The organism is Streptomyces sp. RLA012 (genome assembly GCF_056270325.1).
This window is the reverse complement of sequence record NZ_JBWDPA010000002.1, coordinates 3,089,228-3,114,359: the sequence shown is the minus strand read 5'-3', so window position 1 is coordinate 3,114,359 and position 25,132 is coordinate 3,089,228. Positions and strand designations below refer to the sequence as shown.

At 70.7% G+C, this 25,132-nt stretch carries 18 protein-coding genes; 14 read left to right on the top strand and 4 right to left on the bottom strand.

Annotated features, from left to right (window positions below; translation table 11 throughout):
* The first annotated feature begins 12 nt into the window (after window positions 1-12).
* From RV986_RS14210 to hflX, 5 genes are all read left to right on the top strand, one after another.
* A complete protein-coding gene (locus RV986_RS14210; protein ID WP_475924280.1) occupies window positions 13-471 on the top strand; it encodes a hypothetical protein in 459 nt (152 codons plus the stop codon).
* Window positions 472-500: 29 nt separating this feature from the next.
* Window positions 501-1,370, top strand: coding sequence for a diaminopimelate epimerase (gene dapF, locus RV986_RS14205; RefSeq protein ID WP_475917749.1), 870 nt, complete (start codon window positions 501-503; stop codon window positions 1,368-1,370).
* A 279-nt stretch (window positions 1,371-1,649) separates the two neighbouring features.
* Window positions 1,650-3,815, top strand: a complete 2,166-nt coding sequence (locus RV986_RS14200) for a RelA/SpoT family protein (protein WP_475917748.1) — start codon at window positions 1,650-1,652, stop codon at window positions 3,813-3,815.
* A 67-nt stretch (window positions 3,816-3,882) separates the two neighbouring features.
* Window positions 3,883-5,409, top strand: a complete 1,527-nt coding sequence (locus RV986_RS14195) for a M1 family metallopeptidase (protein WP_475917747.1) — start codon at window positions 3,883-3,885, stop codon at window positions 5,407-5,409.
* Window positions 5,410-5,620: 211 nt separating this feature from the next.
* A complete protein-coding gene (gene hflX / locus RV986_RS14190) occupies window positions 5,621-7,117 on the top strand; it encodes a GTPase HflX (protein WP_475917746.1) in 1,497 nt (498 codons plus the stop codon).
* A 105-nt stretch (window positions 7,118-7,222) separates the two neighbouring features.
* Here the strand turns inward: hflX and RV986_RS14185 are convergent, their stop codons facing one another.
* Window positions 7,223-8,419, bottom strand: coding sequence for a trypsin-like serine peptidase (locus tag RV986_RS14185; protein WP_475917745.1), 1,197 nt, complete (start codon window positions 8,417-8,419; stop codon window positions 7,223-7,225).
* 245 nt (window positions 8,420-8,664) lie between these two features.
* Window positions 8,665-9,894: a trypsin-like serine peptidase gene (locus RV986_RS14180; RefSeq protein ID WP_475917744.1), complete on the bottom strand. Its 1,230-nt coding sequence runs from the start codon at window positions 9,892-9,894 to the stop codon at window positions 8,665-8,667.
* A 308-nt stretch (window positions 9,895-10,202) separates the two neighbouring features.
* Between RV986_RS14180 and RV986_RS14175 the strand changes: the two genes are divergently transcribed.
* The gene (locus RV986_RS14175) at window positions 10,203-10,763 is read left to right on the top strand and encodes a winged helix-turn-helix transcriptional regulator (RefSeq protein ID WP_475917743.1); all 561 of its coding nucleotides are present in this window, start codon (window positions 10,203-10,205) and stop codon (window positions 10,761-10,763) included.
* 56 nt (window positions 10,764-10,819) lie between these two features.
* Here RV986_RS14175 and RV986_RS14170 read toward each other — a convergent pair whose 3' ends face one another.
* Together RV986_RS14170 and RV986_RS14165 are read right to left on the bottom strand one after the other, a co-directional pair.
* Window positions 10,820-11,872, bottom strand: coding sequence for an LLM class flavin-dependent oxidoreductase (locus tag RV986_RS14170; protein WP_475924279.1), 1,053 nt, complete (start codon window positions 11,870-11,872; stop codon window positions 10,820-10,822).
* Entirely contained in the window at window positions 11,872-12,378 is a 507-nt protein-coding gene (locus RV986_RS14165) for an SRPBCC family protein (RefSeq protein WP_475917742.1), read from the bottom strand. The genes RV986_RS14170 and RV986_RS14165 overlap by 1 nt, the downstream gene beginning before the upstream one ends.
* Before the next feature lie 267 nt (window positions 12,379-12,645).
* On the opposite strand from RV986_RS14165, the gene RV986_RS14160 reads away from it, so the two are divergent.
* From RV986_RS14160 to RV986_RS14125, 8 genes are all read left to right on the top strand, one after another.
* Entirely contained in the window at window positions 12,646-13,278 is a 633-nt protein-coding gene (locus RV986_RS14160; RefSeq protein ID WP_475917741.1) for a DUF1345 domain-containing protein, read from the top strand.
* A gap of 144 nt (window positions 13,279-13,422) precedes the next feature.
* On the top strand, window positions 13,423-14,412 hold the full coding sequence (locus RV986_RS14155; protein WP_475917740.1) for a Dyp-type peroxidase: 990 nt from the start codon (window positions 13,423-13,425) through the stop codon (window positions 14,410-14,412).
* Entirely contained in the window at window positions 14,409-15,251 is an 843-nt protein-coding gene (locus RV986_RS14150; protein WP_475917739.1) for a family 1 encapsulin nanocompartment shell protein, read from the top strand. The genes RV986_RS14155 and RV986_RS14150 overlap by 4 nt, the downstream gene beginning before the upstream one ends.
* 212 nt (window positions 15,252-15,463) lie before the next feature.
* Complete coding sequence (locus tag RV986_RS14145; RefSeq protein WP_475917738.1) at window positions 15,464-17,776, top strand: FdhF/YdeP family oxidoreductase; 2,313 nt, start codon at window positions 15,464-15,466, stop codon at window positions 17,774-17,776.
* 237 nt (window positions 17,777-18,013) lie between these two features.
* Window positions 18,014-19,522 carry a diaminobutyrate--2-oxoglutarate transaminase family protein gene (locus RV986_RS14140; protein ID WP_475924278.1) on the top strand — a complete coding sequence of 503 codons (1,509 nt, stop codon included), beginning with the start codon at window positions 18,014-18,016 and terminating at the stop codon, window positions 19,520-19,522.
* A gap of 235 nt (window positions 19,523-19,757) precedes the next feature.
* Window positions 19,758-21,857 carry an IucA/IucC family protein gene (locus RV986_RS14135; protein WP_475917737.1) on the top strand — a complete coding sequence of 700 codons (2,100 nt, stop codon included), beginning with the start codon at window positions 19,758-19,760 and terminating at the stop codon, window positions 21,855-21,857.
* A 39-nt stretch (window positions 21,858-21,896) separates the two neighbouring features.
* Window positions 21,897-22,796, top strand: a complete 900-nt coding sequence (locus RV986_RS14130; protein WP_475917736.1) for a GNAT family N-acetyltransferase — start codon at window positions 21,897-21,899, stop codon at window positions 22,794-22,796.
* A 57-nt stretch (window positions 22,797-22,853) separates the two neighbouring features.
* Window positions 22,854-25,097, top strand: coding sequence for an IucA/IucC family protein (locus tag RV986_RS14125; RefSeq protein WP_475917735.1), 2,244 nt, complete (start codon window positions 22,854-22,856; stop codon window positions 25,095-25,097).
* Window positions 25,098-25,132: the final 35 nt, after the last annotated feature.

Below are 25,132 nucleotides of genomic sequence, written 5' to 3'. Positions count from 1 at the left end.
GACGCGGACCCGCTGAGTCTGGACGCGGACCCACTGGGTCTGGACGGAGACCCGTTGAGTTCGGACGGGCCCGACGAACCTCCCGGCGGCGTGGTCGCCGACGGGCCGGGGCCGGGCGAGATGTCCCCGGAGATCGAGGTCGAGGTCGAACTGCGTCCGCAGCGCCGGCTGCGCCTCTGGCAGCTCGCGCCGATCGTGCTCCTGGCCGCCACGGGCTCGCTGATGTTCGCCTTCCCGCTGGCCTTCGAGTTCGGTGACGGCGGTGCCGTGGTCGCCATGCTCGGCCTGCTGATCTGCTCCTGCGCCGCGGGCTGGGGCATGATGGCCGCCCGCCGGGTCGGCCACACCTGGCCGGGCCTCCCGCCACGCGGCTCCGGTCGCCGTCTGGACTGGCGCGTCGTGCTCGCGTACGTCGTGGTGGTCGCGGCGGTGGCGGTGCTCGCCGTCTGGCGCGTCGCCCGCCTGCGCTGAGGCCGCGACCGACGCCGTACGATCGAGGAATGAGCGCGCGCATCGCCTTCCTCAAGGGGCACGGGACCGAGAACGACTTCGTGATCGTCCCGGACCCGGAGAACGCCATCGACCTGCCCCCGGCCGCCGTGGCCGCTCTGTGCGACCGCCGCGCGGGCATCGGCGGCGACGGCCTGCTGCACGTCGTACGGTCCGCCGCGCACCCCGAGGCCGAGGCGATGGCGGCCGAGGCGGAGTGGTTCATGGACTACCGCAACGGCGACGGCTCCGTCGCGGAGATGTGCGGCAACGGCGTGCGGGTGTTCGCGCGCTATCTCCAGCGCGCCGGGCATGTGGCCGAGGGCGACCTCGTGGTCGCCACGCGCGGGGGCCTGAAGACGGTGCACCTCGCCAAGGACGGGGACGTCACCGTGGGCATGGGCAGGGCGGTCCTTCCCGAAGGGGACGTCACGGTGAGCGTCGGCGAGCACAGCTGGCCCGCGCGCAACGTCAACATGGGCAACCCGCACGCCGTCGCCTTCGTGGACGACCTCGCGGACGCCGGCGACCTGCTCGCAGCGCCGCCGTTCACTCCGGCCGCGGCCTACCCGGACGGGGTGAACGTCGAATTCGTGGTCGACCGCGGCCCGCGCCACGTCGCCCTGCGCGTCCATGAGCGCGGCTCCGGGGAGACCCGCTCGTGCGGCACGGGCGCGTGCGCGGTGGCCGTCGCCGCGGCCCGCCGCGACGGCGCCGATCCGACCGTGACCGGCACTCCGGCGACGTACACCGTCGATGTGCCCGGCGGACGGCTGGTGATCACCGAGCGCCCGGACGGCGAGATCGAGATGACCGGCCCCGCGGTGATCGTCGCCGAGGGCGAGATCGCCGCCGACTGGCTGGACGCCGTCCAGCTCTGAACGGACGGCTCGCCCGGACTTCCGTACGGCTGTGCGACCGTGCGGCTTCCCTGCGTGCTCGCCGGGCCAATTCCCGTACCTTCCAAAACCTCGGAACCGCAAACCTCTGAACCTTCGCTCGAATGGGTGATCCGTTTCACGCTCGGCGAGAGGTGGTCAGCCGGGCGTGGTGGGCTCGGTAGCATCAAGCACCGGCCCGGACGGGGGATCGACACCAACCCCTGAGCCGTGTACGCCATGGGGCACCCCGTCCGCCGGTCTACGCAGCCGGAGGTGCCCATGAGTGCGGAGGCGACGAACCCCGCGACGCCAGGCCCTGCATCGCCTGAAGCGCACCGCAGGAAGAGCCGTCCGCGGATCGATCTGCGCCGCCTCGGCCGGGCCGCGCTGCTCGGCCCGGCCGCCCGCGACCGGCTGCCCGACGCGATCGGCCACGTGGCCGAGGCCCACCGCGCCCACCACCCCGACGCGAACCTGGAGCCCCTGCGCCGGGCTTATGTGCTGGCGGAGTCCTCGCACCGCGGCCAGATGCGCAAGAGCGGTGAGCCGTACATCACACATCCGCTCGCCGTGACCCTGATCCTCGCCGAACTCGGCGCGGAGACCACGACGTTGACCGCCTCCCTGCTCCACGACACCGTCGAGGACACGGAAGTGACGCTCGATCAGGTGCGCGAGGAGTTCGGCGACGAGGTCTGCTATCTCGTCGACGGGGTCACCAAGTTGGAGAAGGTCGACTACGGGGCCGCCGCCGAGCCCGAGACGTTCCGCAAGATGCTCGTCGCCACCGGCAACGACGTCCGCGTGATGTCGATCAAACTCGCCGACCGGCTGCACAACATGCGGACCCTCGGCGTGATGCGCCCCGAGAAGCAGGCGCGCATCGCCAAGGTCACCAGGGACGTGCTGATCCCGCTCGCCGAACGGCTCGGCGTCCAGGCGCTGAAGACCGAGCTCGAAGACCTCGTCTTCGCGATTCTGCACCCCGAGGAGTACGAGCACACCAGGGAGCTGATCGTCGAGAACGCCTCGCGCGAGAGCGACCCGCTCGCGAAGATGGCCGAAGAGGTGCGCGTGGTCCTGCGCGAGGCCGGGATCCCGGCCGAAGTCCTCATCAGGCCACGGCACTTCGTCTCCGTGCACCGCGTGTCGCGCAAACGCGGCCCCATGCGCGGCGCCGACTTCGGACGCCTCCTGGTGCTCGTGAACGAGGACGCAGACTGCTACGGAGTCCTCGGCGAACTCCACACCTGTCTCACACCGGTCGTCTCGGAGTTCAAGGACTTCATCGCGGTACCCAAGTTCAACCTGTACCAGTCGCTGCACACGGCCGTCGCGAGCGGCGACGGCGAGATCTCCGAAGTCCTCATCCGCACCCACCAGATGCACAAGGTCGCCGAGGCCGGGGTCATCGCGCTCGGCAATCCCTATGCCCCTCCTTCGGAGGAGCAGTCGGAGGAGCAGTCCGAGGGCCGGCCGGACGGTGCCGGCGGACGCCCGGTGGACGGCGAGCGGGTGGACCCCACCCGCCCCGGCTGGCTCTCCAGACTCCTCGACTGGCAGGAGGGCGCCCCGGACCCGGACACGTTCTGGTCCACCCTGCGCGAAGACCTCGCCCAGGACCGCGAGATCACCGTGTTCCGCGCCGACGGCGGCGCGTTGGGCCTTCCCGAGGGCGCCAGTTGCGTGGACGCGGCCTACGCGCAGTACGGCGAGGACGCGCACGCCTGCATCGGCGCCCGCGTCAACGGCCGCCTGGCGACGCTCAGTACGGTCCTGAAGGACGGCGACACCGTGCAGCTCCTCATGGGCCAGGACCCCGCCTCGGAGCCCTCCAGGGAGTGGCTGGAGCACGCGCACACGCCCGCCGCGCGGATCGCCATCCAGCGCTGGCTGGCCGCGCACCCCTCGCCCCGCGACGCGGAGGACCTCCAGGCCCCCTCGGCGGCCCCCAGGCCGTCCGCGGAGGCGCCCGCCGCCCGCCCCGCCGCCGCGAACGCCGTCGTGGACCAGCCCGGCGCCTCCGTACGCCTCGCGGGCTGCTGTACGCCAGTGCCGCCCGACGAGGTGACCGGCTTCGCCGTACGCGGGGGAGTGGTGACCGTGCACCGCGTGGGGTGCGCCGGAGTGGCGCGCATGAAGGGTTCGGGGCGTGCGGAGGTCGAGGTGCGCTGGGGGGACACCACCGAGTGCCGGGTCACGCTGGTCGCCGAGTCCTTCGGGCGCCCGCATCTGCTCGCCGACCTCACCGAAGCCATCGCCCTGGAGGGCGTCGCGATCGTCTCGGCGACCGTCGAACCCCCCAGCCAGCAGCGCGTACGCCACACGTACACGCTCCAACTGCCGGACGCGGCCCACCTCCCCGGGCTGATGCGGGCGATGCGGAACGTGCCGGGCGTGTACGACGTGAGCCGGGCGCAGCGCTCGGCGGCCGCCGCGCAGTAGCACCCGTTCGGGTGGGCTCGGCGCGAGTCGTCGCCGCGGGACGGGCGCGCGCTGGTAGCCGTGGTCCATGCTGTTCACCCCCCGCCCCAGGAACCGCCGTGTCACCGCGGCGCCGCTCACCCCCCGCCCCCGCGGCCGCCGTACCAAGGCGGCGCTTCTCGCCTCCGCCGTCTCCGTCTGCCTCGTCGCCGCGAGCGCCCCGTCCCCGGCCACACCCCTCGGCGTCGGCGACCGCCTCTTCCCGTACCTGGGCAATCCCGGGTACGACGTCAAGGCGTACGACCTCTCCTTCACCTACCCCGGCACCAACAGCAAGCCGCTCGCGGCCGTCACCACCATCGAAGCCGTGACGTCCCGGCGGCTTGAGCGCGTCAACCTCGACTACACGCACGGCACGGTGGCATCCGTCGAGGTCAACGGAGCTCCGGCGGCGTTCACGAGCGCCGGGGAGGACCTGGTGGTGACGCCCGAGAAGCCGCTGCCCGCCGGTGGGTGGATGCGGATCACCGTGCGTCACGCGAGCAATCCGGTCGCCGCCGGGAACGGGGACGGCGGCTGGGTGCAGACGAAGGACGGGCTCGCCATGGCCAACCAGGCGGACGCGGGGCACACGGTCTTCCCGTGCAACGACCATCCCTCGGACAAGGCGCTGTTCACCATCCACGTCACCGCGCCCGACGAGTACACGGCCGTGGCCAACGGACTGCCGACCGGAGTCGACCGGGCCGGCAGGTCCACCACCTGGACGTACCGCACCGCGCACCCCATGGCCACCGAGCTGGCCCAGGTGTCCATCGGCCGCTCCAGCGTGCTGCACCGCGACGGTCCGCACGGCCTGCCGGTCCGTGATGTCGTCCCCACCAAGGACCGAGAGCTGCTCGAACCGTGGCTCAAGAAGACGCCCGACCAGATCGCCTGGATGGAGGGCAAGGTCGGCCGCTACCCGTTCGAGACGTACGGGCTGCTGATGGCGGAGGCGCGGACCGGCTTCGAACTGGAGACACAGACGCTCTCTCTCTTCGAGAGAGAGCTGTTCACCGAACCCGCGTACCCGAAGTGGTACGTCGAGTCGATCATGGTGCATGAGCTGTCGCACCAGTGGTTCGGCGACAGCGTCACCCCGCGCACCTGGTCCGACCTGTGGCTCAACGAGGGACACGCCACCTGGTACGAGGCCCTGTACGCGGAGGAGAAGGGCCACAAGCCCATGGAGGCCCGTATGAAGGCCGCCTACCGGGCGTCCGACTCCTGGCGGGCCGCCGGCGGGCCGCCCGCGGCACCCAAGGGGCCCGAGCCCGGCCAGAAGATCAGCATCTTCCGGCCGAACGTCTACGACGGGGCCGCACTCGCCCTGTACGCGCTGCGCCAGGAGATCGGGCGCCCGGCCTTCGAGCAGCTGGAGCGGGCCTGGGTGGCACTCCACCAGGACGGGACGGCCTCGACCGCGGACTTCGAGCTGCTCGCCTCCCGGATCGGGAACCGCGACCTGAGCGGGTTCTTCCGAGCCTGGCTGTACGGCGGGAAGACACCGCCGATGCCCGGGCACCCGGACTGGAAGAGCGACGCCCCGAAGGCGCGCAAGGGCGCCCGATAACTCGCGTGACGAGACGGGCCGTGCCGTGCGAACATCTTCGAGTCGGCGGCGCGGCCCCGGACAGGGTTGGCCCGGCGCGATCCGGGAATCTCCCGGTGGTCACGGACGTTGTTCCTTCTGACGGGCGATGTCCGCCGCCGAACCCGGTATCACCAGTGACGTCATCGGTACCACCAGTGACGTACAGGTGTCCCATCGACGTAAGGATCCAATGACCTCCTCTTCTTCCCCTTCCCAGGACGCGCAGAGCTTCGCGCAGAACCACCCCGAAGGTCTTCGGGCCGATGCCCTGATGGAAGAGGACGTCGCCTGGAGCCACGAGATCGACGGAGAGCGGGACGGCGACCAGTTCGACCGCTCCGAGCGTGCGGCCCTGCGCCGTGTCGCGGGCCTCTCCACCGAGCTGGAGGACGTCACCGAGGTCGAGTACCGACAGCTCCGCCTGGAGCGCGTCGTCCTCGTCGGTGTGTGGACCACGGGAACCATTCAGGACGCCGACAACTCGCTCGCCGAGCTGGCCGCCCTCGCGGAGACCGCGGGCGCACTCGTGCTCGACGGTGTCGTCCAGCGCCGCGACAAGCCCGACGCGGCCACGTACATCGGTTCCGGCAAGGCCAACGAGCTGCGGGACATCGTCCTGGAGACCGGTGCCGACACCGTGATCTGCGACGGTGAGCTGAGCCCCGGCCAGCTGATCCACCTCGAAGACGTCGTCAAGGTCAAGGTCATCGACCGTACGGCCCTGATCCTCGACATCTTCGCCCAGCACGCCAAGTCCCGAGAGGGCAAGGCACAGGTCGCGCTCGCGCAGATGCAGTACATGCTGCCGAGGCTGCGCGGCTGGGGTCAGTCGCTGTCCCGTCAGATGGGCGGCGGCAAGGGCGGCGGCCTCGCCACCCGTGGTCCCGGTGAGACCAAGATCGAGACGGACCGGCGCCGTATCCGCGAGAAGATGGCGAAGATGCGCCGGGAGATCGCGGACATGAAGACGGGCCGCGAGATCAAGCGTCAGGAGCGCCGCAGGAACAAGGTGCCCTCGGTCGCCATCGCCGGTTACACCAACGCCGGCAAGTCCTCGCTGCTCAACCGCCTCACGGGCGCGGGCGTGCTGGTCGAGAACGCGCTGTTCGCGACCCTCGACCCGACCGTGCGCCGGGCCCAGACCCCGAGCGGGCGGCTGTACACCCTGGTCGACACGGTCGGGTTCGTACGCCATCTGCCGCACCACCTCGTCGAGGCGTTCCGCTCCACGATGGAGGAGGTCGGTGACTCCGACCTGATCCTGCACGTGGTGGACGGCTCGCACCCGGCGCCGGAGGAGCAGCTGGCCGCCGTGCGCGAGGTCATCCGCGACGTCGGCGCGATCAACGTGCCCGAGATCGTGGTGATCAACAAGGCGGACGCGGCCGACCCGCTGGTCCTCCAGCGGCTGATGCGGATCGAGAAGCGCTCCATCGCGGTCTCCGCCCGCACGGGGCTGAACATCGCCGAGCTGCTCGCGCTCATCGACAACGAGCTGCCGCGCCCCTCGGTCGAGATCGAGGCGCTCGTTCCGTACACGCACGGCAGGCTGGTCGCACGCGCCCACTCCGAGGGCGAGGTGATCTCCGAGGAGCACACCCCGGAGGGCACCCTGCTCAAGGTGCGGGTGCACGAGGAGCTGGCGGCGGATCTCGCACCGTACGTTCCGGCGCCCGTCGCGCTCTAGTCCCCTCGCTTCCGCAGGGACGTACGAAGGCCCGCTCCCTCTCACCGGGGGCGGGCCTTCGCCGTGCCACGGCCGGGCGAGCGGCGCGGTGCCTACTGGCCGCCGTTACCGCCTGCTCATGGTGTCGTAGAGCGCCCGCGCGCCCTTGCCGAGCTGCGGTCCCGCGAGCCAGGTGTTGTCGGACGGGCCGATCGACGTGTTCGAGACGAGCTCCGTCCGGCCGCCGAGGACCCGGAACCAGCCGCCGCCGGACGAACCGCCGGTCATGGTGCAGCCGATGCGGTACATCGTCGGCAGGCCCGGGTTCAGTGACAGCCGGCCCGGCCGGTCGAGGCACTTGAACATCTTCAGACCGTTGTACGGCGGCGCGGCCGGGTAGCCCCAGGCGCCCATCACGCTGACGTCCCGGGCGGACGGCGCCGAGAAGTCCACGGCGAGCGCGTTGCCGACCGTCTCCTCCAGGGACTTCGAGCCCCGCTCCGGCTTCACCTGCACGATGGCGTAGTCGTACGGGGCGCCCGCGCCGCCCGTCTCGTCGCCGCCCGCGATCCACTCCTTCGAGGTGGACGCCGAGTCGGCCCACCACTGGCCGTACGGGGCGATCCGGGACGCGGAGGCGCTGCTCAGCTCCGCCGCGGACCTGCCCTGGTCGTTGTACGCGGGCACGAAGGCGATGTTGCGGTACCAGCCGCCCTTGCCACCGGCGTGCACACAGTGGCCCGCGGTCCACACGAGGTTGGACCTGCCCGGGTGGTTGACGTCCTGGACGACCGTCCCGGAGCAGACCATCGAGCCCTCGGGGGAGTCGAAGAAGACCTTGCCGACCGGGGCGGCGTAGTCGTGGTAGGGGGTCTGCTCCGCCTTGGCCTCGACGGGTTGCGGCTCCGGGTCGCTGACGCCCTGGTCGGCCGCCGCGTCCTGCGCCGAGATCGTCTTGTCCGGGTCCTTGGCGGAGGTCATGCGCTCGGGCTTCCAGAGCCCGTCGATCACCGGGTTGACGAAGTCGTCGGCCTCGCGCAGCCAGTCGTCCTTGTCCCAGTTCTTCCAGCCGCCGTTCGCCCACTGGCCGACATCAATGCCGTGCTCTTCGAGCTTGCTCTTGACGGCGTCCGGGATCTTGATCTTGTCGTCGCCGTTCCGGGATCCGTCCTGCGACGAGGTGGCGGTGGACCGGCCGTTCGCCTTGTCGTCGCCCGAGTCGCAGGCGGTGGCGGTGAGTGCCAGGGCCGCGGCGAGCCCCGTGGCGGTGAGAACGCGGTATCCGCCGCGTCGGCGCGCGCCGGTCGGACGTATGGAACGCATGCTGCTGCACCCCCCGTTGGAGCCGTGCCGCCATGAGCCGGTCAGGTACGGGCGGGCTGTCGAACAGGCCCGCCCGGACGCGACACCTCACTATGCCCGGGCAGTCGGGGACGAAATGCCCGGGCAGTCGGGGACGAACCACGATGGAGCGGTGAATGACTCCGTGCACCACTCCACCGTCGCCCGTGGCACCCGCGTACGCCCCCTACGACGCCCGTCGCCTCACCGGCCTGTGCACTGTCGCCTCACTGGCCTGCGAACTTCTTGCTCACCGAGTCGTACACGTCCTTGGCCACGGTGCCCAGATGCGGACCCGCCAGCCAGCCCGCAGTGACCGGGCCGATCGACGTATTGGACACCAACGCGGGCTTGCCGTCCGACCCGGTCGCCACCCAGCCGCCGCCGGACGAACCACCGGTCATGGTGCACCCGATGCGGTACATCGTCGGGTCCGCCTTGGCGATCGACAGCCGGCCCGGCCGGTCGGTGCACTGGTACAGCTTCTGCCCGTCGAACGGCGCCGCCGCCGGATAGCCCGTCGCCGTGATGCTGGAGACCTTGGGGACGGCGGGGGCGTCGAAGTTCACCGGGAGCGCCGAACCGACCGTCTCCTCCAGGGACTTGCCGTTGCCGCCCTTCTCCGGCGTCACATGCAGGACCGCGAAGTCGTACGACGCGCCCTGGCCGCCCGTGGAACCGCCCTGCTCGATCCACTGGTCCGAGGTCTGTGCCCAGTCGCTCCACCAGACACCGTAGGGAGCGACCTCGTCCCTGGCGGCGTTCTGCAACTGCGCCGACGTCTTGCCGGCGTTGTTGTACGAGGGCACGAAGGCGATGTTGCGGTACCAGCCGCCCTTCTTGCCGGCGTGCACGCAGTGACCCGCGGTCCACACGAGGTTGGACTTGCCCGGGTGCGCCGGGTCCTCGACCACGGTCGCCGAGCAGACCATCGTGCCCTCGGGCGAGTCGAAGAAGACCTTGCCCGACTCGGGCGCGTTGTCGTGGTAGGCGGCGCTCACGGCCTTCGCCGCCACGGGGGCCGGGGTCGCGTCGGTGACGCCCTGGTCGCCGGAGAGGTCGTTGTCGTCGACGCCCTTGTTCTTGTCCGGGTCGTCGGCGTCGCGCATCCGGTCCGGGTCCCACAGCCCCTTGATGATGGGGTTGATGAAGTCGTTGGCCTCGCGCAGCCAGTCGTCCTTGTTCCAGTTCTTCCAGGCGCCGTTCTTCCACTTGTCGACATCGATGCCGTGCTCTTTGAGCTTGTTCTTGATGTCGTCCGGGATCTTGATCTTGTCGTCGCCGTTCTGGGACGCCGAGGCGCCGGCCTGGCCGCTCGCGTCGCTGCCACCCGAGTCGCAGGCGGTGGCGGTCAGCGCCAGTGCCGCGGTGAGGCCGACTGCCGCCAGTACGGGGGAGGTTCGGCGGCGCGTGCTCCCCCCTCGGCGGGCGGCGAAGGACGGGCGTGTGACTCGCATGGTGCAACTCCCCCTGGACGTAAGAAAACCTGTCAGGATCCGTCGATCCGGGGCCCCTTGGTGCGGGGCGCAGACACATCGTTCGGTATCGCTGAACGGCATCACACACTATGCGCTCGCTGTGGGGGACACCCCACGGAACGGCAACGGTTTCGCTACGGGCCGTCCGATCCGGCAACCCTCCGGAGATCCGCCGACTCGACGTCTTCTCGTGCCTGGTCCTGCCGGTGGCTGTGGTTCCTGTCGTAGGCGCGGGGCGCATCATTCGCCCCCATGGGTTGCATGATGAAACTGTTAAGGTGTAGTGCATGAGACGGACCTCGTTCGACCGCTGGCCCTGCTCGATCGCCCGCACTGTGGACGTCCTGGGCGACGGCTGGACGCTGCTGGTGCTGCGCGAGCTCTTCTACGGCGAGTCACGCTTCGACGGCTTCATCAACTCGCTCGGCATCGCCCGCAACACCCTCACCGACCGGCTGCGGGGCCTGGAGGACGCGGGCCTCCTGGAGCGGCGCGCCTACCAGACGGAGCCGGTCCGCCACGAGTACCTGCTGACGGACAAGGGGCGCGACTTCTTCGGCGTACTCGCCGCGATCAACGCCTGGGGCGACCGGTGGCTGGCCGACGACGAGGGCGCCCCCGTGGTCATGCGCCACACCACCTGTGACCACGACACCCAGGCCCAGGTGGTCTGTTCCTCCTGCGGTGAGCCGCTGCGGCACGAGGACGTGGCCCTGCGAACCGGGCCCGGCTACCCGGCCCGGCTGCTCGACAACCCCGACGTGCGGGCGCGCTTCGGCATCGACCGCGCGGCCACGGCCGACTCACCGCCCGGCCGTGACGGGGAAGGGGTTCCTCGGGTTCTGTGACGCCTTGGCCGGACACGGCCGCCGGTTCGTGAGTGGCGGCCGTGCCGGGCTCATGTTCAGTTGCCGACTTCGTGGACCAGCTCTATCGCCCTGCCCAGCGTGTCCAGCCGGGCCTCCAAGGTCTCGCCGGCGGGGTAGAGGCGCACGGTGTCCACACCGGCGTCGCGCCACACACGCAGCCGCTGCCGGACCATCTCCTCGGTGCCGATGAGCGTGGTGGCCAGCACCATCTCGTCGGTGACGAGAGCGGCCGCACCGTCGCGGTCGCCCGCCTGCCAGCGCTCCCGTACCTCGGCTGCGACCTCGGCCCAACCCTGGCGGCTGTAGGCCCGGTTGTAGAAGTTGGTCGACGCCGAACCCATGCCGCCCAGGCTGAAGGCGAGTTCCTTCTTGCGGCCCGCGACCATGGCGCTCAGCGCCTCCTCGTCCTGCGCGAACGCGACCTCGGCGCCCTGGCAGACGTCGAAGTCGGCACGGCTGCGGCCGGCGGCGGCAAGACCCTCGTCCAGCGGGGCGAAGTAGGCGTCCGCCGCGCCCTCCGGTACGAAGCTGGTGCCGAGCCAGCCGTCCGCGACCTGTCCGGTGAGCCGGAGCATGGCCGGCGACAATGCGGCCAGATAGACGGGGACGGGGTGCTCGGCCCGCATGGACAGGCGCATCGGTACCGCCTCCCCGCCGGGCAGCGGGATCTGGAACTCGGAGCCCGAGTAGGAGATCTTGCTGCCCGCGATCACCTGCCGCACGATCTCCACGGTCTCGCGGACGCGCGCCAGGGGACGGGCGAACGGCACTCCGTGCAGGCCCTCCATCACCTGGGGGCCGGACGGGCCGAGGCCCAGCAGGAAACGTCCGCCGGACAGGTTGGACAGGGTGATGGCCGTCTGGGCGAGGGCCACCGGGGTACGCGTACCGACCTGTATCACTCCGGAGCCGAGCAGCATCCGTTCCGTGCGTGCCGCGTAGAAGCCCAGGGCGGACGGCGCGTCCGAACCCCAGGCCTCGGCCACCCAGCAGATGTCGAGCCCGAGTTTCTCCGCCTCCACGACGAAGTCGGCCTGCCGGGACCAGGAGCCGACACTTGCTGCCTCGACCGTCGTCGCCGTCCGCATCATGCCTCCGCGCGCTTCTTGATCTGCTCCAGCGTGGCGGTCATGCCGCGCTCGAACTCCCGCATCCGTACGAACACGATCTTCTGCTCCTTGTCCGGCATGGCGTCGATCGCGAAGGACAGGCCGGAGCGCCCGGGGCCCAGCTGCATCCACTGCGACAGCTCCGTACCGCCGTCCTTCGGAGTGAGCCGGAAGCGCCAGACGGCACTGGGGTCCGCGGGATCCTCGACCGCCCAGGCGAACACCCGCCGGGGTTCGTATTCGACGACGGTGGAGGTGGTCTGCCACTCGCCCAGCGCCGCGTGCTTGCTGCGGCCGACGAAACGGGCCCCGACGGCCGGTCCGACGGCTTCGTCGAGCCACTCCACCGACTGCAGTTCCTCGCTCATATTCGGCATCTGCGCCACGTCCGAGACCAGCGCCCACACCCTCTCCGGTGCGGCGCCGATCCAGGTCTTCACCCCGACCGTCGGTTTGTCCGCGTATCGCGCGCCCGTCCACTCCATTGTGTGCCGGCCTCCTCATCGTCAAGGGTTCGCCCTCTTAGGGTTGCGTAATAAGACTTAACTGGTCAAGAGGCTTCCGTGGTGTGTTACGCCGCGTCCGCGCCCCCTGAGGGGCGCGCGTCAGCGCACCGCGCGGTCAGCGGGCGCGGCTTGCCGCGGCGAGCGAACGCCGCAGGCCTCGCCGCGGCGGGGGAGACGAAGCGGTCGCCTCCGGGGCGTCGGGCCCCGCCGGGCTGGTCGGGGGCAACGGAACTACCGTGGTGGCGCATGAGAACCTGGTTGCCCCTGGACGCCGTGCCCCGCCTCGCCGGCGCGGTGCTCCTCGGAGCCGCGGTCGGCGTGGCCGTCGGCCTGCCGACCGACGCGGCACTGGGCGGGCTGGCCGGGATCGCCGCGACGGAACTGTGCTTCGTTCTGGCGGGCTGGGTGGTGCTGTGGCCGATGGACGCCACGGCCACCCACCGCAATGCGGGGCGTGAGGACTTCCGGCCCGTGACCGAGGAACTCGTGGTGGTCGCGGCGGCTCTGTGCGGACTGCTCGCCAATGTGCTGCTGCTCGTGCGCGGCGCGTCCGACAACGGCCACGCCGCGGCCGCCACCGCCCTGTGCGGGGCATTCATGGCCTGGGCGGCGCTGCACCTGATGTACGCCACCCGCTACGCCCACCTGTACTACGAGGCCGCGGGCGGTATCGACTTCAATTCGGACGACCCACCGGCGTACCGGGACTTCTTCTACTTCAGTTACAACCTCGGCATGACCTATCAGGTGTCCGACACCGACGTGTCGAGTTCGACGATCCGCGCGATCGTGCTACGGCACTCACTGCTGTCCTACGTCTTCGGCACCAGCATTCTCGCCACGGCGATCAACCTCGTTGTGGGAATCGTCAGCGGCTGACGGCACGCGGCAGGCCGCGGCGTGCGCCTGCGCCCGTCGCGCCTCGTTCTCGCGCGGTTTGTCCCGGGACGAAGCAGGATGGCAGGAGGAATCGACCGTTCCGTACGCGACGGACACTTCCGCATCTCATGAGGAGGCCCACCCGTGGTCGAGTCGCAGGTCGTGATCGCCCCGCCGGCCAGAGCCACCGTGTTCCTGGTGGTCGCGGTCGTGCCGGGCCACGAGGACACGGTCCGCGATCTGTTGGAGGACGTCTCGGGCCTGCGGCGCTCGGTCGCCTTCCGCGCACCCGACGACGAGCTGAGCTGTGTCGTCGGCATCGGATCGGCGGCCTGGGACCGGCTGTTCAGCGGCCCGCGCCCACAGGAACTGCATCCGTTCGTGGAGTTGGCCGGTGAGCATCACCGGGCTCCGTCCACCCCGGGAGATCTCCTGTTCCATGTACGGGCCCGCCGCACGGACCTCTGTTTCGAACTGGCCCGGCTGATCGTGGAACGGCTGAGCGGCGCGGTCACGGTCGTCGACGAGGTACATGCCTTCAAGTACTTCGACGAGCGCGACCTGCTCGGCTTCGTCGACGGCAGCGAGAACCCCGAGGGGCGGCTCGCGACCGAAGCCGTGTTCGTCGGTGACGAGGACCCCGCCTTCGAGGGGGGCAGCTACGTGATCATCCAGAAGTACCTGCACGACCTGACGGCGTGGAACGCCCTGCCGTCGAACGAGCAGGAGAACGTCATCGGACGGACGAAGCAGGCCAACGTCGAACTCCCGGACGACGTCAAGCCCGCCGACTCCCACGTGGCGCTCAACACCATCACCGACGAGGACGGCAACGAACTCAAGATCGTGCGGGAGAACATGCCGTTCGGCAACGTCGGAGCGGGTGAGTTCGGCACGTTCTTCATCGGCTACGCCCGTACCCCGGACGTGACCGAACAGATGCTGCGGAACATGTTCCTCGGCGACCGTCAGGGCCTGCACGATCGCATCCTCGACTTCTCGACCGCGATCACCGGATGCCTGTTCCATGTGCCGACCGCCACCTTTCTCGACGACCTTCCCGCCGCTTCTAGCGGCAAGGCCGCGGCGGACGGCTCTCTGGGCATCGGCAGCCTCAAAGGAGTCCGAACATGACCACGCTCGACGGCACCAGCAATCTGCACCGCGAACTCGCCCCGATCACGCCCGCGGCATGGGCCGAGATCGAAGAGGAGGCGCGCCGCACATTCCGGCGCAACCTTGCGGGTCGGCGCGTCGTGGACGTCTCGGGACCCGACGGCCCCGAACTCGCGGCCGTGGGGACGGGCCATCTGTCCGGCACCGTGGGGCCGGTACTCGGCGTCGGGGCGCGGCTGCGCCACGCACAGCCCCTGGTCGAGCTGACCGTGCCGTTCACGGTGAGCCGGGCCGCCGTCGACGACGTCGAACGCGGCGCCAAGGACTCCGACTGGCAGCCGGTGAAGGACGCCGCACGCACCATGGCGTTCGCCGAGGACCAGTCCGTCTTCAACGGGTACCCGGCGGCACACATCGACGGACTGCGCGGGCGCACCTCCAACCCCGTTCTGCGTCTTCCGGCAGAGCCGCGCGACTTCCCGGACGCCGTCAGCCGTGCCCTGACGACGCTGCGCCTGGCGGGCGTCCAGGGCCCGTACTCCCTGCTGCTGGGCGCCGAGGCGTACACGGCGGTCAGCGAGACCTCCGACCACGGGTACCCCATCGCCGCCCACCTCGGCCGGATGCTCGACGGGCGGCTGATCTGGGCGCCCGCCATCGAAGGGGCCTTCCTGCTCACCACCCGGGGCGGGGACTACGAGCTGAGGCTCGGTGAGGATCTCGCCATCGGCTACACGGCCCACAATGCCACCGGCATCGACCTGTACTTCCGCCAGGCCCTGACGTTCCTGGTCCACACGGACGAGGCCGTGGTGGCGCTCGACCCGTCGACGGACGCGAGCGCGGGGACGGCCTGACCCCACAGGGCGGGGAGACGCTCGGACACGCTCGAAGGGGTGTGGAGGGGCGCGGAGGGGCGCGGAAGTCGGCGAACGCCCACTCGGCGGGCACGGGGAAGCCGTCGACGCGGACGGCGTCCTCGTCGCGTGGCAGCGTGTGATCCCCCGGCATAGCCTGAGAAGAAGTGCCGGGGACCGGCCCACACCCGGACGGTGAAAGGGTGAGCCTCTTGAACGCCTCCCATGACGACCAGGAAGGGCTGGAGCCCAGGGTGGGGCCCGACCGCCGGGGCGAACCGGATGTCCATCCCTACCACCACCCCGCCGCGGGCTGGGGAGCGGCCAAGAGCGTGAGCCGGGTTCTGGCCCGCGAACGTGCCCTCGTGGAGGGACCACGGGCGATCATGCGGATGAACCACGAGAACGGTGGCTTCGACTGCCCCGGATGCGCGTGGCCCGACGACACCAAGGGCCTGCACCTGGACATCTGCGAGAACGGCATCAAACACGTCACCTGGGAGATGACCCACAAGCGGGTCGGCCGGGAGTTCTTCGCCGCCCATGCGGTCACGGAGCTGTCCGGCTGGAGCGACTACGCCCTGGAGGACCAGGGCCGGCTGACCGAACCGATGGTCTACGACCCGGAATCGGACCACTACGTCCCGATCGGCTGGCACGACGCGTTCGAGATGGTCGGCAGGGCCCTGCGCGCACTGGACAACCCGAACCAGGCGTCGTTCTACACGTCCGGCCGCCTCGGCAACGAGGCCACGTTCCTGTACCAGCTGATGGCCCGCGAACTGGGCACGAACAACCTGCCGGACTGCTCCAACATGTGCCACGAGGCCAGCGGCCGCGCGCTGCACGCGTCCCTGGGGACCGGCAAGGGAACCGTCGACCTCAAGGACTGGGAAGTCACCGACGCCCTGTTCATCATGGGTGTCAACGCGGCCTCCAACGCGCCCAGGATGCTCACGGCGCTGGCCGAGGCGTACCGCCGTGGCGCCCAGATCGTGCACATCAATCCGATGGTCGAGGCGGCCGCCACCCGAACCATCGTGCCGCGCGACTTCACGGACATGGCCCGCCTCAAGGCGACACGGACCAGCACCCTGAACCTGCAACCGCGCATCGGCGGTGACATGGCGCTCATGCGCGGCATCGCCAAGGCGGTCCTGGAGCAGGCCAAGGTCGACCCCAAGGCGCTGGACCAGGAGTTCGTCGACCGCCACACCATGGGCTTCGACGAGTACCGGTCGTTGTGCGAGGACACCTCCTGGGAGGAGATCGAGCGCCAGTCCGGGGTCGATCGCGACGACATCCTCAGGGCGGCGCGCGTGTACGGTGACGCCGACCGGAGCATCGTCAGCTGGTGTCTGGGCGTCAGCCAGCACGAACACGGCGTCGACACCGTCCGGGAGATCGTCAACGTCCTGCTGCTGCGCGGCAATCTGGGGCGCGAGGGAGCGGGACCGTCACCCGTGCGCGGGCACAGCAACGTCCAGGGCAACCGGACCTGCGGCATCGACCACCGGCCCACCGAGGAGTTCCTGGAGCGCCTCGCCGAGGTCTGCAGGATCGATCCGCCGAGTGAGCACGGCCTGGACACCGTCGGCACCATCCGGGCGATGCACCGCGGCGACATCAAGGTGTTCGTCGGCATGGGCGGCAATTTCGCCCTCGCCGCGCCCGACACCCCGTACACCTACGAGGCACTGCGCAGATGCGACCTCACCGTCCAGGTGAGCACCAAGCTCAACCGCAGCCATCTCGTCCACGGCCGACGGGCGCTCATCCTGCCGTGCCTGGGCCGCACCGAGAAGGACCACCAGAAGCACGGCATCCAGAGCACCTCGGTCGAGGACTCGATGAGCATGGTCCATCTGTCCGTCGGCATGAAGCGGCCCGCCTCGCGGCACCTGCTGTCCGAGCCCGCCGTCATCGCCGGAATGGCCCGCGCCGCCCTCCCGGACAGTGCCACTCCCTGGGAGTGGTACATCGAGGACTACGACCGCATCCGCGACACCATGGCCCAGGTTCTGGACGGCTTCGAGGACTTCAACCGCCGTGTGCGCCTGCCGCTCGGCTTCCGGATCAAGCAGCCGGCCCGTGAACTGGTCTTCCTCACCCCGTCGGGACGCGCCGAGTTCTCCACCGCGCGTCTGCCCGACGTGGTCCCCGCCCCCGGCACCCTGGCGCTGGGCACCATGCGGTCCCACGACCAGTGGAACACGACCGTCTACTCCGACAACGACCGCTACCGCGGCGTCAAGAACCTGCGCACCCTCGTCTTCATGAACGGCGACGACATGCGCGAGCGCGGCATCTCCGAGTTCGATCCGGTCGACATCACCAGCACCGCCAAGGACGGCAGCCACCGCCACCTCGACGGTTTCCTCGCCGTTCCCTACGACATCCCCCGCGGCTGCGCGGCCGGCTACATGCCGGAGATGAACGTGCTGTGCGCGATCGGCGACTACAGCGTCCAGAGCGACCAGCCGCTCATGAAACACATCAAGGTCACCATCGTCCCGGCCGCCTGAAGGATCTTCGTCCGACCCGCTTCCCCACGCCGGTCACGTCGTTGGTACGTACGGGGGACCTGCCGCCTGCGTTCCGAGCCCCCGCCAACTCGCCTCTGGACAGCGGGAGGACCTGAAGTCGTGGCCGTGACCGAGTCTGCTGTGGTGCCGGTGGGGCGCGAGCCCGAGGAGACACGGGAGGGTGCGCCCGAGGCGGTACGAGGGGGTGGGCCCGGCTCGTCGGACAGAGCGCGGGGCATGTCCGGCTCGTCCGAGGGGGCGCGCGCGGCGCACGAGGGAATTCTGCGGCGCCAGTCGGCGCGCGAGTCAGCGGCGCGCACCTATGCGCGCGCCCTGCCGATCGTTCCCGTACGAGCGCGCGGCCTGACCATCGAGGGCGCGGACGGGCGCCGGTATCTCGACTGTCTCTCCGGTGCCGGCACCCTGGCCCTCGGACACAACCACCCGGTGGTCCTGGAAGCGATCAGAAAAGTCCTCGACTCCGGGGCGCCGCTGCACGTCCTCGACCTGGCCACGCCCGTCAAGGACGCCTTCACCACCGAGCTGTTCCGCACACTGCCCCCGGAGTTCGCCGCGCGCGCTCGGGTGCAGTTCTGCGGACCCGCCGGGACGGACGCGGTCGAGGCCGCGTTCAAGCTGGTGCGCGCGGCGACCGGACGGACCGGACTGCTCGCGTTCACCGGCGCCTACCACGGGATGACCGCGGGGGCGCTCGAAGCATCCGGGGGCGCGACCGAAGTGCGGGTCGCACGTCTGCCCTACCCCCAGGACTACCGCTGCCCGTTCGGCATCGGCGGCGAGCGCGGTGCCGAACTCGCCGCGCGCTGGACCGAGTCCCTGCTCGACGACACCAAGTCGGGTGTGCCGTGCCCCGCCGGGATGATCCTCGAACCCGTCCAGGGCGAGGGCGGGGTGATCCCCGCCCCCGACGACTGGATGCGCAGGATGCGCGAGATCACCGCCTCCCGCTCCATCCCGCTGATCGCCGACGAGGTCCAGACGGGGGTCGGCCGGACCGGTGCCTTCTGGGCCGTGGAGCACAGCGGAATCACTCCGGACGTGATGGTCATGTCCAAGGCCATCGGCGGCAGCCTCCCGCTCGCCGTCGTCGTCTACCGCGACGACCTCGACGTCTGGCAACCGGGCGCGCACGCGGGCACGTTCCGCGGCAACCAGCTCGCCATGGCAGCGGGCACGGCAACCCTCGCCTACGTCCGGGAGAACGGTCTCGCCGGACGTGCCGCGACCTTGGGCGCCCGTATGCTCGCTCAACTCCGGGGACTTGCCCAGGAGTTCGCCTGCATCGGTGACGTGCGCGGCCGTGGGCTCATGATCGGCGTCGAGCTGGTACACCCCGAGGCGCCCCCGCAACCCACCGCGGACGGCCCCCGGCCCGCGGCCCCCGAACTTGCCACGGCCGTGCAACGCGAGTGCCTGCGCCGGGGCCTGATCGTCGAACTGGGCGGCCGGCACGCCAGCGTGGTGCGGCTCCTGCCACCCCTGACGATCAGCGATGAACAGGCGACCGCGGTACTCGATCGACTGGCGGACGCGGTGGGGGCGGTGGCGCGCGAGAACTCGGGCGGCAGGCGCTCGGTACGCGGGATCGACGGGGGTCGGCGTGAGCCGCGTGAGCCGCGAGAGCTCGGTGGACCGGGCGGTTCGGGTGGGTCGGACGGTTCGGGTGGTCCGCGTGAACAGACCGAACACGGTCGGATCTCAAAGCCCGGCGAGCACACCGGATAGGACCTGGACCCTGTCCGGCCGAGCCATGCCGGCCCCGCCTTACTACCCCCCCCGAGACACCGCCCTTGGCGCCGAGCTGAACCGGCGCCCCGACACGAACCAGCCTCCCCCGGCCCCGGCGGGACACGCCCCCACCCCCGACCCGAATCAGCCAGGAACGCCGAAGGCCCCACGCACGCCAGTACCGCCTCGGTTCGTCGCCGCACGAGCCTGAACGACCCCACGAGGAACTCTCTTGAACGCCACCCCCACCCCCGACGGCCGTCCCGACACCCACGAGCGAGCGGCCCGTGGTCCGCAGACCCCGCTCCTGCAGGGGGCCGATTCGGTTCCCCGGCAGAAGGGGTCGGCCCAGGAGGCCGAGCGGCTGCGCGGTGCCACCGCCGACCTGCTGGAGCACCCCGCCGCGCACACCGCGGCCCAAGCGGCGGCGGTCGAGAACCTGCTGCGCTGCTGGGTACGGGAGAACAACCTGCCCGCCCCCACCGACGGCACCCTCCGCATCCCTCTCCCGGCCAGCGGCACCTCCCTCCTGGCCCCGGTCCACTACTGGTCCCCGACCGGCTGGCACCGCTTCGGCCTCCCCCACCTCGCCGACGCACCCGACGAGGCACCGCCCGCCGACGCGGTCACCGTGGCAGCCCTGCTCGCACGGCAGACGACGAGCGACGGGATGACGAGCGAGGGGATGACGAGCGACGGGGCCATGAGCCGGTCCCCGGGCACGACCGACGCCCCGGCCATGACCGACGCCACGGCCACGGCGGCGGCCGCAGGTGCAGGCGCAGGCGCGGGCGCGGGAGGGAGCGCGATCACGGTCGCTTCGACGTCCGTAGTCGATTCGGCTGCCGAAGGTGGCCCCGCCGGTGACGGTGCCGACCTGGTCGGCCGGGTCGCCGACTCCGTGCGCCGGACCGTCGTGTTCATCAGCGACCGCCGGAAACGCCCCGCGGACACCCACGACCTCTTCCTCGCCGCCGAGCAGGCGCTCCTGCTGGGACACCCCTGGCACCCCACCCCGAAGAGCCGGGAGGGGCTGTCCGATGCCGAAGCCCAGCTGTACTCACCCGAGCTGCGCGGCTCCTTCCCGTTGCACTGGATCGCAGTCGCCCCCTCGGTACTGGCGGCCGACTCGGCGTGGACGGAGCGCGGTCGGCCCGTCCCCGCGGAACAGCTCACCGCGCGGCTGGCGGGAGCTGGGCTGTCGCTGCCCGACGGCTACGCCGCTCTGCCGATGCACCCCTGGCAGATGGGCGAGATCCGGCACCGTCCAGAGGCCGCGGCCCTGCTCGACGCGGGACTGCTCCGGGAGCTGGGCCCGTACGGTTCCGCCTGGCACTCCACCTCCTCCGTCCGTACCCTCTACCGCTCCGGCACCCCCGCGATGCTGAAGCTGTCGCTGGGCCTTCGCATCACCAACTCCCGTCGTGAGAACCTCCGCAAGGAACTCCACCGTGGCGTGGAGGTCCACCGTCTGCTGCGCAGCGGCCTGTCGAAGCAGTGGCAGGCCGCCCACCCGGGCTTCGACATCGTCCGCGACCCGGCCTGGCTGGCCGTCAACGCTCCGGACGGCACCCCGCTGACCGGGCTCGACGTGATGATCCGCCACAACCCGTTCAGCCCGACGGGCGATGCCGGCTGCGTCGCGGGCCTTGTCTCCCCCCGGCCCCACGCCCAGTCCGGCGCCGGGAGCGGGTCCGAGGGCAGGCCCGTCGTGCGGTCGCGGCTCGCCGAGATCGTCACCCGTCTCGCCGGGCGCACCGGCCGGCCCCGCGGGGCCGTCGCCACCGAGTGGTTCCTGCGCTACCTGGAACAGGTCGTACGCCCCGTGCTCTGGCTGGACAGCGAGGCGGGGATCGCGCTGGAAGCCCACCAGCAGAACACCCTGCTCCTGCTGGACCCCGAGGGATGGCCGGCGGGCGGCCGGTACCGGGACAACCAGGGCTACTACTTCCGCGCGTCACGGCGCGCGGAGCTCGACTCCCGGCTGCCCGGCATCGGCGAGCACAGCGACACCTTCGTCTCCGACGAGGTCACCGACGAACGCTTCGCCTACTACCTCGCCATCAACAACGTGTTCGGCCTCATCGGCGCACTCGGCTCCCAACACCTCGCCGACGAACAGCTGTTGCTCGCCGCCTTCCGCCGCTTCCTCGCCGACGCGGCCTCCGGCCCGGCACGACTGCGCACGTCCCTGCCCGCCCACCTGCTCGATTCACCCGCCCTGCGCTGCAAGGCCAACCTGCTGACCCGGCTGCACGGCCTCGACGAGCTCGTCGGCCCGGTCGACACCCAGTCCGTCTACGTCACCATCACCAACCCCCTTCATTCCTGAGGAACATGACCCACCCCGTCTCCTGAGAGGAGCGTCGCCGTGCCTCCCACCGATGCGAGCACCGACGCCGGCACCGCCCCCGTCACCGACCTCGGCGCCGACCCGGCCCCCAGTCCGGGTCCCGGCTCGGGAACGGACAGCGAGGACACCCTCGACCTGCGCCTGCCCGACGAGCTCATCGCGCTCTTCGGCGGCGAGGCCGAGCCTGCCGGGGGAGGCGGGGGATCCGACGCACCCGGTGAGGCCGGAGCCCAGGGCGCCGGTGAGGGCGACGAGGGAGCCGAGCAGCACGGCGGCGCCGAGGACGGGGTGGGATACGGGGTCGGCGACGGCACGGCGAAGACCGCTCCCGCCGGTCCGGTCGGCGACGACCTGCTCGACCGCATCGGCGGCTGGGGCCCGACCTCCACTCCCGTCGGCACCTTCCACCTCGTGCCCGTACGCGTGGACAGGGATCTCCGCCTCATCTCCCGCTGGATGAACGACCCCGCCGTCGCCGCCTTCTGGGACTTGGCGGGACCCGAGTCGGTCGCGGAGAGGCATCTGTGCCGTCAGCTGGGCGGCGACGGACGCAGCGTGCCCTGCCTCGGCGTGCTGGACGGCACCCCGATGAGCTACTGGGAGATCTACCGCGCGGACCTCGATCTCCTGGCTCGCCACTATCCCGCTCGCCCGCACGACACCGGAATCCACCTCCTCATCGGCGGTGTCGCTCATCGTGGGCGAGGCCTTGGCTCTGCCCTGCTCAGAGCCGCCGCCGACCTCGTACTGGACAAACGCCCCTCATGCGCACGCGTCGTCGCGGAACCCGATCTTCGCAACACCCCCTCCGTCTCCGCCTTCCTGAGCGCCGGCTTCCGGTTCTCCGCCGAGGTCGATCTGCCCGACAAGAGGGCAGCCCTCATGGTCCGAGACCGGGCCCTGCGCGATCTGTTGTAGTGCCATCACTCTCAGTACACCGCTCGTCCCGATCCGGTTCCCTGTCGAGGAGTCCCCGTGCCGAATCCATCCGCCACCCCGGCCTCCGGAGAGCCATCCGCCCTGTACGACCCGTCTGAGCTGCGCAAAGACCGATGGGACCAGGTCGGCCGCCGACTGCTCGCGAAAATGATCGGCGAGTTCGCACACGAGGAGATCGTCAGGCCGGAGCCGGAGCCGGAGCCGGAACCGGAACCGGAACCGGAACCGGAACCGGAGCCGGAACCGGAGAAAGAGCTGGGGCCGGGGTCGGAGCGTGAACCAGGGATTGAGGGGGATTCGGCGGAGCCGGCGCCGGAGCGGGTTGCGGAGCGGAAGGAGATGCCACTCCACAACCACCTTGATCCGGCGACCAGCCCGACCCCCGCGCAGATCAGTGAGCCCGCCGCTCGGACCGTCCCGGACTCCACCGGCGGCGCCTCGGATGCCGTACAGGCTGTCCCGGACCCCACACGCCGCACCTCCGACTCCCCGCAGACCGATCATGACCCCGCACGTGCCGACCCGAGCAGCACTCGACCCGGCGGGGACGCACCACAAACGGGTACGGACGGCTCACAACTGTCCCCGAACCCGGCTGCTGCCCGCACCCACACCCGCACCTTCCGTCCGTACACCCTCCGCCTGGACACCGGCGGCAGCCTCTCCTTCCGTGCTCGACGTGCCTCGTACGACAGTTGGCGCGTCGACCCCGCCTCGCTCACCCTCACCGAAGAGGGGAAGGAACCGTGCCCCTTCACCGACCCGCTCGGTTTCCTCACCCGAGCCCGCGGCACGCTGGAGCTCGACGGCGCGACGCTCGGCCACGTCATCCGAGAGCTGAGCACGACGCTCGCCGCGGACGCCCGCCTGGACCGCGACGCGCGTACGGCGGCCGAACTGGCCGACCTCGGCTACGCCGAGCTGGAGGGCCACCAGACCGGCCACCCCTGGATCGTGCTGAACAAGGGCCGCCTCGGCTTCTCCGCGAGAGACGCCGCGGCCTGGGCGCCGGAGGCCCGCAGGGCGACAGCTCTTCCGTGGATCGCGGTGCACACCACGCTCGCCACTTACAGAGGAGTCCCAGGCCTAGACTCCGCCGAACAGCTCTACGCACGCGAGCTGACCCCCGCCACAAGGGAGTCCTTCGACGGGGTACTACGCGCGCGTGGGCTCACTCCGGGGTCGTACCTCTATCTGCCCGTACACCCCTGGCAGTGGGACGACGTCGTCCTGCCGCTGTTCGCTCCGTCCGTCGCCGCGGACGGGATCGTGCCGCTGCCCTCGGACGGTGATCTGCGCCTGCCCCAGCAGTCGATCCGTACCTTCCTCAATGTCTCGCGCCCGGACCGGCACACGGTGAAGTTGCCGCTCTCGGTCCTCAACACCCTGGTGTGGCGTGGTCTCCCCACGGAGCGCACGCTCGCGGCTCCCGCCGTCACCGCCTGGATGCATGCCCTGAGGGACGCCGATCCGTTTCTGCGGGAAACCTGCGGGGTGATCCTGCTCGGCGAGGTCGCCTCGGTGACCGTGAACCACCCCGTGTACGACACGCTTCCTGAAGTGCCCTACCAGTACAAGGAGTTGCTCGGCGCGATCTGGCGCGAGCCGGTCTCCTGTCAGCTGGCGCCCGGTGAACGCGCCCGCACCCTGGCCGCGCTTCTGTACACCGACCCGGACGGCCGGGCCTTCACGACGGAGCTCGTCGCCCGCTCGGGCCTCGCCCCCAAGGTCTGGCTGCGCCGTCTCTTCGCCGCGCTCCTCCCGCCGCTGCTGCACTTTCTCTATCGCTACGGCACTGTGTTCAGCCCCCACGGAGAGAACGCGATCGTCGTCTTCGACGAGCATGACGCACCCGTCCGCCTCGCGGTGAAGGACTTCGTGGACGACGTCAACGTGAGCGCGGATCCGCTGCCCGAGCACGCGTCCATGCCGGACGACGTACGGAATGTGCTCCTCACCGAGCCCCCGGCGTTCTTGACCCAGTTCATCCATTCCGGGCTTTTTGTAGGGGTCTTCCGCTTCCTCGCACCGCTCTGTGAGGAACAACTGAGCGTTCCGGAGGACGAGTTCTGGTCGCTCGTCCGGGCGGAGATCGTCCGCCACCAGACGCGGTTCCCCGAGCTCAAGGAGCGTTACGAGACGTTCGACCTGCTCACTCCGCGTATCGAGCGGCTCTGTCTGAACCGTAACCGGCTGCATCTCGACGGCTACCGCGACCGTCCCGAGCGGCCGCACGCCGCTGTGCACGGCACGGTCCCGAACCCTCTTCACCGGCCCTGATCGTGCATTCCGTACTCGTCTTGATCGCGCCCGTC